This window comes from Pseudomonadota bacterium (genome assembly GCA_018823135.1).
GTDB lineage: Bacteria > Desulfobacterota > Desulfobulbia > Desulfobulbales > CALZHT01 > JAHJJF01.
In genome coordinates this window covers 20,960-31,137 of the sequence record JAHJJF010000009.1, presented here as the reverse complement: position 1 = coordinate 31,137, position 10,178 = coordinate 20,960, and the positions used below count along the sequence as shown (strand labels likewise).

The window sequence follows — 10,178 nt, the reverse complement described above, 5'->3', positions numbered from 1 at the left end:
GCGTATCCGGCCATGGATCAAAGGCACCAATTTTTCTGAAAACATGAAACCCTTCCTCTCCAGTAGAATTAACCGTCCAATCAAGCCTCACCAGATTTTCTGTTACAAGGGTCAACACAAGATTAGTAGGGGTATTTAATGCACCGGGATTATATTTAATTGCCTTGAAATCATAATCGGTGGCAGGAGTATTATCTATCCAGCCGGCCACATACAAATCGCCGGAGGATGATAGTCCGATCCCCAAAGCTTTATCATTTTTGTTCAAACCACCATCAAAAGCCACTGTCCAGGATTGGTTGCCGTTATCTCTTTGATATTTTATCGTACGGAAATCATCATCGCCTCGTGTGGAGTTATGGGTATAACCGGTTACATACACCGAACTACTGTCAAGGGCGATTCCGGTTGGGGTGTCTGAATTATCATCCCCGGAATCATAGATTTTAGCGGGCCAGGCAGGGGATCCCTTGCTAACGCCGGTGCCGTAATATTTTGCAGTAAAAATATCCGTCTTGCCGGCTGAGGTCCAGGTGGTGCCGGTTACATAGACGTTATCAGCACTGTCAAGAATCAGACTTGTGGGTGAATCAACATTGCCGCCGTTATATGTGATTTGCCAATCAACTACAGCACTTGCGGCATTACCGGTATATTTCACTGTATATATGTCAAAGGTACCGTTATATACTTCAGCTGTAACAATAACATCATCGGAACTGTCAATCTTTACATCCTTCCCGGCATCGTCATTTGAACTGCCAGGATAAATCTCTGCCCATATCTGCGTTCCGTCCTCATCATATTTGACAGTGAGAACGTCAAAATTAACATCATTGTTTGATATTCCGGTGACCGCTATATATGCAGGATTACCGGAACTCACCGCTATTGCATTTACCCGGTCATGATTATCCGCTGAAACATTATTATACGTTTTCGCCCAGGTGGGGCGTCCGCCAATTGGACCGCTTGCATTATATTTGATAACCAGAAAATCATCCGGTCCAGATGTACCGGGTGTATAACCACCAATATAAATATTATCTAAATTATCAAGAGCGATTGATTTGGGGTAATTATGTCCTCCATTGGGACCATTATAGGTATTCTGCCAGATTACCGAACCGTCATCGCCATCGTATTTAATGGTATGAAAATCAAAATCAGAGCCGTTAAATGCCGAACCGGTAACTATGACATTGGACTGTGAATCGATAACAACACCAATTGCAATGTCTGAACCGCCTGACAAATCAAAAGTTTTGGGTGAGGCCCAGAGCATGCTGTTTCCATCGGCAGCAATTTTAATCGTGAAGAAATCTTCGTAGCTATCCAGTGTATAACCGGTAATAATCATGGTTCCGTCGTTATCAACGGCAACTGCCATGGCTTCCTGTTTACCGTTCAGGACATGGCTATACTGCCCGAGGATATCCCCTCCAACTCCATACGCTGAGCCACAGAATATTGTCGCTAATAAAAACAGAGCAATAATACTCTGCATCAAGGGATTATGAATCAATACTCCCGCTCGACATAGGCTGTTGCTTCTCATAGCGCAGCTCCCGTTGTTTATCATTTCTTCCCCAGTCATGTTTCTTTACCAATCAATGATATATGTTTACCAATTCCTCAGACTTCGGATTACCACAAGGTTACGTCGTTCCATAACTGTTTGGTCTTCCAGTCGGTTCCCGGATTCTGCCCGGCATCAACCTTGACATGGCATGCAGTAGCATAACCTTTACCAGCAGCCAAGGCATTCCCAAAGAGATTGGCTATGGGAAAGCCTCGATCCGATCTGCCATTTGATGGTGCACGATTATCCCTGTAATATGGAATACCACTATCAACCACCCCGTCTCGATGTTTAAAATCCAGACAATTGGTCGTCATCAGGCGCGGCAGACCGGAAGAATGGGCCTGGTGACATTTCGAACATGGGAAATAATGTTCATTGGCATCCCCCCCCCAGCCTTTCACCGTCTCATGAATTCTGTCCAAAGACCGGAAATCCTGATCATCCACCAGTTCATTGGTCAGATTCTCCTTTGGATGGCACCGCAGACAAAGTCCGGCAAACTGCTGGTCGGTCTCGGAGATAAAGGTGGCATTGTTGGCAGTGTCATTAAATGTTATCCGGTCGATATTATATCGGTACTCGGGATTGTTTATCGGTGAAGCATATTTAACATACCCACCCCAAGAGATTTTACCATCATAGCCGTATGCCATCGGCGGCGGATGATCTTCGCGATAAGGTGAAGTCAACCAAGTTCCTTTGAGTAACGGTACAGCATATTTCTTATTATTACCCAGAGTCGGACTCACACCATGAGGATCATGGCACGGTGTACACAAACCGTTAATGGTTCCCTCGGTGGGCACATCATTTACGCTTGGATCTCCAGCATTATAATTCGATGAAACCGGGTTGTTATGTGATGCATTCATGTGACCGCCAAGGGTCGACCGGCTAGCCCTATAAGTGAGATCCACATTTATAAAATTTTCCGGATCACCAGGATTGATCGATTCAAGAATGCCGGACTCGATTATTCCCATATAAGTACCGCTGAACCGCTTATTGTCCTTGTAACCGATGATCGGTTGCGCGTCCTCAAAAGTCGAGTTGTACCCCCAAGGCTTGGAAATGCCTGTTCCTCCTCCTGGACGGCCGGTAAGAGTTTCATGACAATCAAAACACTGTCCGGCACCGGCATTAAAGGGATTTACAGCATTAGGATCCGGCCAGGCTGACGCTTTATATGTTAAGTTATATCCACCTTTGCCGCTCTGTGTTTCTTTGAGATTGGCACCGTTCTTGAGGCCGTTAAACGATACGTAGCTTGATGAGACACCTTCCACAAAAGAACCGTGGGAACTATGGCAGTCAAAACATTCGACGTTATAGTTGGCCCCGGCCCGTGTATTCGGTGTTACGTCTTCGACCCCGGTATCCGGATCAAAACCGCCGGCATTATTCACTGCATTGCCATGCGCTGAATAGGCTTTGACAATGTCTTTCTTCGCCGCTTTGGCTTGACCGGTATATTTCCCCCATGAGGTGGTTCCGGTATCAGAAAATTTTGCACCAATGCTGTAACTGTCCCAGGCATATTGGCGGGGTGTTTTACAATCATCAAAGGGCACGGTATCGTCATTCTGATCACTATGACAACTTAAACAATGCGGAGTGATCTTACTGACTTCCGCACGCTCAGTTGGCAGGTCAACTACCAGATTAGAAGCACGAAATATCGCAACAGTTGCAGAGCCCGGAGTTGTATCATAGGTTGATGGCCTGACTCCTGGACCCCAAACCACCAGATCAATAGGATCATTTTCGACAGTCTGATGAGTTACATAATTATAACCGGTATGGTAATCAAGATTAATCAGACCTAAATCTGTGGCCTCCCAGTGGCAGGCATAACAATGCAAATTGTTCACTGTGCCGTCGGCATTTTGTACATGGTGAGAGTTGGCACGGAACTGCCCCATGATATTCATCCGTTTTTTGATTGTTCCATCGTGGCACTTGGTGCAATCCCGAGGCAGACCGAAAGCCGTATGGCGTGGCACCGGTTTCTGGCCATGGCAGGAATCACAAGCCTGCTCATTTGCATGACTGTCGGTAAATCTATGCTCATGGCAAAGGGTGCATTTTCTTGCCGCATTATGTCCATCACCACCGGTTTTATTGAAATGCTGGGTTGTACCGACAGTAGAATCATGACAGACGTTGCAGATGCCATTTATCGGAGCTACTGACTTGGCATAATCCATGCCTGTCTGATTTCGGGTGAACTTCACGGGTTTTCTTTCTGAAGGAACGGGCTTACCATGCAACCCGTCGGTTTCAGTGGCAATCTGGGTCTGCATCATGAAAATATTGTATTTATCTTCTTCACTGGTCCAGAAGGAATTTATGTCACCATGAGGATCATGACAATCCCAGCAGAATTTACCGCCTTTCCAAACTGGATTTAACAATTTATAGGTATCGCCTGCGATAATGTTATCAGGAAAAGCACTTTCCAGTGTGAGGACATTGGCGGTATTGGAAATAACTTTTCGCTTGAGTCCAATATTTGAGCCACTTGTCATAACCAGATAGTTGGCATCATAGTCATCCACCCAGGAATCAGTACTCCAGCTCTTCGAATCTTCTTTGAGCTGATTTGCGGATAAAGGCGGAGAATCAACAGTTCCAGTATCGACAACAGCCGTTGTGATATCCTGAATTTCAAATGTGACAGCCAAATCAACCGTATTCAGGAACGGCGCATAGGTTGTTATCGTATCTGCTGAATTGGATTTGATTCTCCTTCGCTCGGTATTATTCGGGCCGCTGGTGATTGCAACATAATAATCATCCTTCAAGACATCGTCTGTCCAGGCCTGGCCTTGATCCCGCAATTTGTTGACTAGATAAGGAGGATCATCAGAAGTGCCGCTATTGACACTATCGAGAACTATATCAAAACTGTCGGTATACGCCTTATAATGCTTATAACCGAAATGGAATGATGAGGCTTTTGCCTGAAGAGGCTGAATAAAAGGAAGTCCTGTAATCCCCGGATCAAAGCCGATTACATATTGTGAACCTGTATGACATGACTGACACTGGCCGCCGCTGTCATCGTCATGACATTTAAGACATACGCCCATCATGATATATTGATTCTTAATATCGCCAATTTCATCACTGTTTGATATCTCAATAGGCACATCAACTTTGTGGCGGGTATTGGTGTCTTCATGGCAGGTAGTGCCAACTGAACATGATGTTTGTTCATCGACATACGGAGCATGATTCGGCCGAGCAATTGTATATGGATCATTAATCACTGCATTGGCAGGAATATTTGCCAGTTGAGGTGCCAAAGATTCTGACAGGGCATCATTATGACAGAGCAGACAATCCGAATCCAGCTCAAGCATGTGACAATAGGCGCATTCCCGGTCAAACCGCTGACTGAAATGCAAATGCCGCCTCAAGCGGAAAGGATTGCTTTCATCCTGATGCAGGACATTATTATCATGACAGTACCAACAACCGTTATTCGGGAAAGCCGCCGCAGGATTACCGGATTTATACGGATTAGGATCGCCGTTCACATCCAATGCCGGTCTGCCGTGGCCTGCTTTCTCCCATTCAACAATATTTATTTTTGCCTGAGTACCTTGAAATGCTCCGAAATCATCTATATCCGCCCCGGTAGTGCCGTGACACTCAAGACAGGTGACATTATTTGTAACGGATCCGCCCCACTGGGGTACCGTGGTGGCATGACATCCTGGGCCGGCAGTATTGGAACAACTTTTAGTCGTCCGTTCATACGTTCCACCACTTTTAAAAACAACATCTTTAACTTTATTTACATGGTATTTCCCATTGACATGCGCTGATTCCGCAGCCCCCATAGCTCCAGCCGGAATACCGGCACTATGACACTCCAGACATGGACCGCCTACAGTTGTGAAATGACAATCGTCGCATGAAAAACCTGTAAACATATGCCTGAAATGGGTGTTTGCCCTATCAGTGCCGGGTCCGGTATTTGCGTACATCGGCATAGCCGAAAGCCACTCTTCGGCATCAGTCCAGTTTCTTCCATCTTCATGACACAGAGAGCATGGGAGGGCTTTAGGATCATGTCCATGACAGGAGTTACAGGACTCTGAACCGGCGGTCCAGGGATAGTCTCTTATTTCCGGAGAAACCGTAGTGCCGTCACTGTGACAGTAAGTGTTATAGCAATTTTTTGATCCGGAAACGAAATAAGGGTCATCCATTCCATTAATATACCATTTGGCATCAATGGCTACATCAACCACGCCGTTGGCATGATTGGCGGTAAGTGTCCAGTTGTCCCAACGGTTATCTACCTTGGTGGCAGGGCTGTAGCCATCAGTGTAACCGGAAATTGTTGAGGCATGGCAGAACCAGCAGGGATACTGCCGGACCCCGGCCTCACCGACAAGACGATCATGGCCGTGAGTCGCCATCACACCGTAAGTTTCATCAGGAGAATCCCAGAAATTGCTGGATGTATCGTCCGGGGCTTTCCAGGTATCTGGACGACCATTATGACATCCATCGCAAAGTAGATTGTATCCCGGGTAGGTTGCTGAATCCCATTTTATTCGATAATCGGTATCATTAGGTGTGGCACAAATATCATCGGTCAAATCAAGAGGAGTGTTGTTGTCGTCACATCCTGTTCCGTCATTATGGCATCTTTCACAGACAAAAGGATCATCTGCTCTTGAAAGAGGATTGTTAATAACCCCCAAAACTTTATCCGCCCACATATTGGCTAGATCATGACAAGTGGAGCACTTCGCTCCGAGAGTCAAATGGTCCGGATGGTTATTGGAATCATGACATGTGCCACACTTGTCGCCGGTGCCGTCCTGCATATGCGCAAAACCACTCGAATGCCGATGACACTCGATACAATTGGTTTCCTCTGTTGCAACAGGCGCCAGGTGCGTGTCTTTGTGGGTGATATTGGTTCCGTTGGATTGATAATGTGTCGTCATCGTATGGCATACTTCACATACACCGTTAAAAGTAGCATCGCCATCGGCAAAGGAATTAGGGCCGGTCTGATCAAAAAACTTAACATCAACTCCGTTAATCTGCTGTTTAATCAATTGCCCATAAATAATATAGAAATCTGAATCAAGGTTAGTAGTGGCTCCTCGCCAAACACGGCTCGCATCACCTTTGATTTTAATAGTATAAGAACCTTCATCAACTTCCAGAATCCGAAAACTGACCCTGTCGTTTGTCGCTAAAGGATAAATAATGGTTCTTGCATATTCAGAAGTTTTGGCAGATAAACGCGCGGCGTTCCAGAGTGATTTATAGGTAATCCCAACCGTGGAATTATAAGTAAGAGTTGATACATCCGTAACGCTGTCAAAGGATAAACCGTCTATCTTGCCGGTAGCCAGATGAAGTTGATCAGTGTCGGATGTCCAGCGTTTCTGCTCCTGGATATGGGGATTATGACAATCAATACATTGTTTGGTCCATGAACCGCTGTGATATGTAGATTCCGTTTCCCTACTTGAATGAGTCACTTCAAAAGGCCCTTCCGCTTCATTAAACGGACCGTCAACCTTTGTATGACAGCTTATACAAAGCAGATTATAAAGTGTTCGGTCAATGTTACCAACATCTTCAGGGGCTGGATTATTCACATTCCAATAAGTAGACGCAAGAAGACCAATACCATGACAACTCTCACAATCCATCCCATTAGAATTATTATGTGGGGCATCAATTGAAACTCGAGCATGCGCTGCAAGCGGGCATAGAACTGTTATGACCAATCCAATTATCATGAGCATCTTTAACCGCATCATAATCCTCCCCTGTTCTAAGCTATGAACACCGAGTTTTCTTTCTTCTGGCGGTTTCATGTCTTCTGCCCTTTCCTTTCAGTCTCATTAATTAATCCGATTAAAAGTCAACATACAGGACATGGCTTCCATCGTTATGAACTTCTGGAAGCCATGTCACTTTTAATTAAGCGCTTTTTGCAAGATCGACAATAATTCATTAAATTATTACTCATTATAATTAACAGTACTTACCTGTTCGAATACTGTACCGTCCAATAATTCCCCGGTCACAGTTATATCGTTGATTCCATGGACCAACAGATCCATTAACATTTGACGATCAAATTTGACCATAAGATCAGGAACGCCATTGCCATTATTATCACCGATCTCGACAGGGCCTGAGGTGTTAAGCGGCGGATCAATATACTGGCCGTTCACTTCATCAAGTATTACGGAGTCGATGTTAATCTGTTCAACGAAATAGCCGTCCGGAAGCTCAATATAAATAGTTACCCATCGACCTCTGGATCTGGAATTGAGGGTTTCATTGCCGATGTCAACCTGTGGCGCAATTATCACCCTACCTGTAATAAGCAGGTTTGATGTTGGGTTATCCGGATCATTTGAAGGTATTGCGATATTTGCTTGCTTAACACCTGTTGAACTCACCGGCGAGAAGCTTACTGAAATTAAACAGCTTGAATTCGGTGTGAGAAGAGTATTCGAACAACCGTCTGTGCTGACAATAAAATCACCGCTATCAACACCGGTTATTGAAACCGATCCAAGTGTCATATTGGTTGTGCCGATGTTTGAGACAGTTGCGACCAGTGAATCTGAAACCTCATCAAGTACCAGGGAGTCGAAATTCATGTTAACAGGATATATGCGGATACCAGGATATCCGTAACCTAGTCCGGTCAGTGATATGAGAATTTGGGGTTCATCCGGATCATCCGACTCAATTTTTACCGACGCGGCTTTAGTACCTTCGGATGCCGGGGCAAAAAGGATGTCGATTTTGCAGGTTTCTTCCGGCATCAATACACCGGTACATAAATCCGAAATAATCCGGTAATCTTCTGGATTATCTCCAGTCAATCCGATAGATGAAATTGTCAGATCAGCAGCGCCATTATTAATTATTGACAGTGATTTCTGATCAGATAACGTGCCTATTAACACTGAAGTAAAATCATGGTTGGCCGGGGTGGCGGCAATATCGGGTCGTCCGCTTGCAACATAACTTAAACCGACTTCACGGGCTGTATCAGTTGCATTGGAAGGAATGACGAGTGTTGCTGATTTTGCACCGATTGAAGTCGGCATGGGTTTAATTTCTATTGTGCAGCTTGACAAAGAAGACAATGTAACTCCCGAACAATTATCCGAAACGATTAATAATTCCCCTGCCTCTGCTCCGGAGAGTTCAATAACGCCAAGGGTAACACTGTTTGTCCCGTTACTCACAACAGTAACTGATTGAGAACCAATCCCGTCGCCTATCATAACTGTATTGAAACCCAGCGCCAACGGCGTGATATTGATGCTTCTTCCTTGGACGAGTGCAGTATTAATCCCGAAAATCTTCAGACTTCGCGTCCTTGGCGCTGCAACATAAAGCTTGCCCATGGAGGTTATAGAAAGGCCCTTAGGCATAGTCATAGCTTCATCAGCATTCTCAATTACTCCGAGATAATTTCCTGTTGTCGCATCAAAACACATGACAACTCCATGAAAAGAATCGGTTATATACATTACCCCATGAGAATCAATGGCTATTCCCTTGGGTTTGTTAAGTTGATTTGAACTTGAACCGTAGAAGTCGAACGAGGCATAAGGTGTTCCATTGGTCTCAATCACCTTTACACGTGCGCCATGAATATTTCGGACGAGCGGCTGATCAAGGATGTAAAGCCTGTTATTGAAAAAAGCTAAGTCAACAGGCAGGGATTTCGATTCAAGGGATATTTCTCGAAGAAGTCTTTCGCCATATGCAGTATATACATAAATTTTTTCTCGAACGTCATCAAGGACATACACATCGCCTGTTTGTGGATCAACTTCGATATTTCTTGGCTGGCCGAATTGATTTATTCCGCCAAGATAATTTATTACCTTGTCATCAGAATCGAGGACTTTGACATGATACATGTCATTGGAACCAACATAGCGATACACGGGGCCGGTTGCCACAGCTGTGGGTCGTGTAACTACCATTGATTTCAGCAATATATTATTTGCATCGAAAATTAAGATTTTATTCGCTTCAGCATCTGTGACATAAATCTTTTGATCATCGGAAAATGCCACGTCATCTGGAAATACCAAGCCAGCACTCACAGTATCAAGTGCCTGATAAGTGACCTCAGAAATAGCCTGCCCAGGCATTGTCACAAGTAACAAAAAAATTATTGAGAGTCTCATGACAGTGAGCTTTAATTCACTTTTCCGACCCTTCATGGCATTCCCCCTAATGTTAAATAACACCCAACATGCTTATTTCATTGAGTTTTTCATATAAATAATTTCGCACATATTACTAATAATTATATGCAATAAATAAGCCAAGTAGCACACGAATCATATCCAGCTGATTTTATTGATTTTATTGTAAATATATTAATTTCGAATCTCAGAATCTTACAATAAAAGTTGTTGATGCTCCCATAAACCATCTAACACCTTAAATTCATACGATAAAAAAAAATAACAACGAAGATTGTCAATACAATTATAATTGTTAACGTGTTCGCTATTAATAATAGTTATCAATGCACCACTCTAATCATTTGAAAGTAAAATAGAAA

General features: G+C 44.2%; 4 protein-coding genes. 1 reads left to right on the top strand and 3 read right to left on the bottom strand.

The window, feature by feature from the left end; translation table 11 throughout:
* Both KKE17_00620 and KKE17_00615 read right to left on the bottom strand, forming a co-directional pair.
* Positions 1-1,558 (bottom strand): hypothetical protein (locus KKE17_00620; GenBank protein ID MBU1708485.1); only part of this gene is annotated, 1,558 nt, incomplete at its 3' end.
* 89 nt (positions 1,559-1,647) lie between these two features.
* Positions 1,648-6,306 carry a CxxxxCH/CxxCH domain-containing protein gene (locus KKE17_00615; GenBank protein ID MBU1708484.1) on the bottom strand — a complete coding sequence of 1,553 codons (4,659 nt, stop codon included), beginning with the start codon at positions 6,304-6,306 and terminating at the stop codon, positions 1,648-1,650.
* Between the two features lie 87 nt (positions 6,307-6,393).
* On the opposite strand from KKE17_00615, the gene KKE17_00610 reads away from it, so the two are divergent.
* Positions 6,394-6,696 carry a hypothetical protein gene (locus KKE17_00610; GenBank protein MBU1708483.1) on the top strand — a complete coding sequence of 101 codons (303 nt, stop codon included), beginning with the start codon at positions 6,394-6,396 and terminating at the stop codon, positions 6,694-6,696.
* An 894-nt stretch (positions 6,697-7,590) separates the two neighbouring features.
* Here KKE17_00610 and KKE17_00605 read toward each other — a convergent pair.
* Complete coding sequence (locus tag KKE17_00605) at positions 7,591-9,588, bottom strand: choice-of-anchor D domain-containing protein (protein ID MBU1708482.1); 1,998 nt, start codon at positions 9,586-9,588, stop codon at positions 7,591-7,593.
* Positions 9,589-10,178 lie beyond the last annotated feature (590 nt).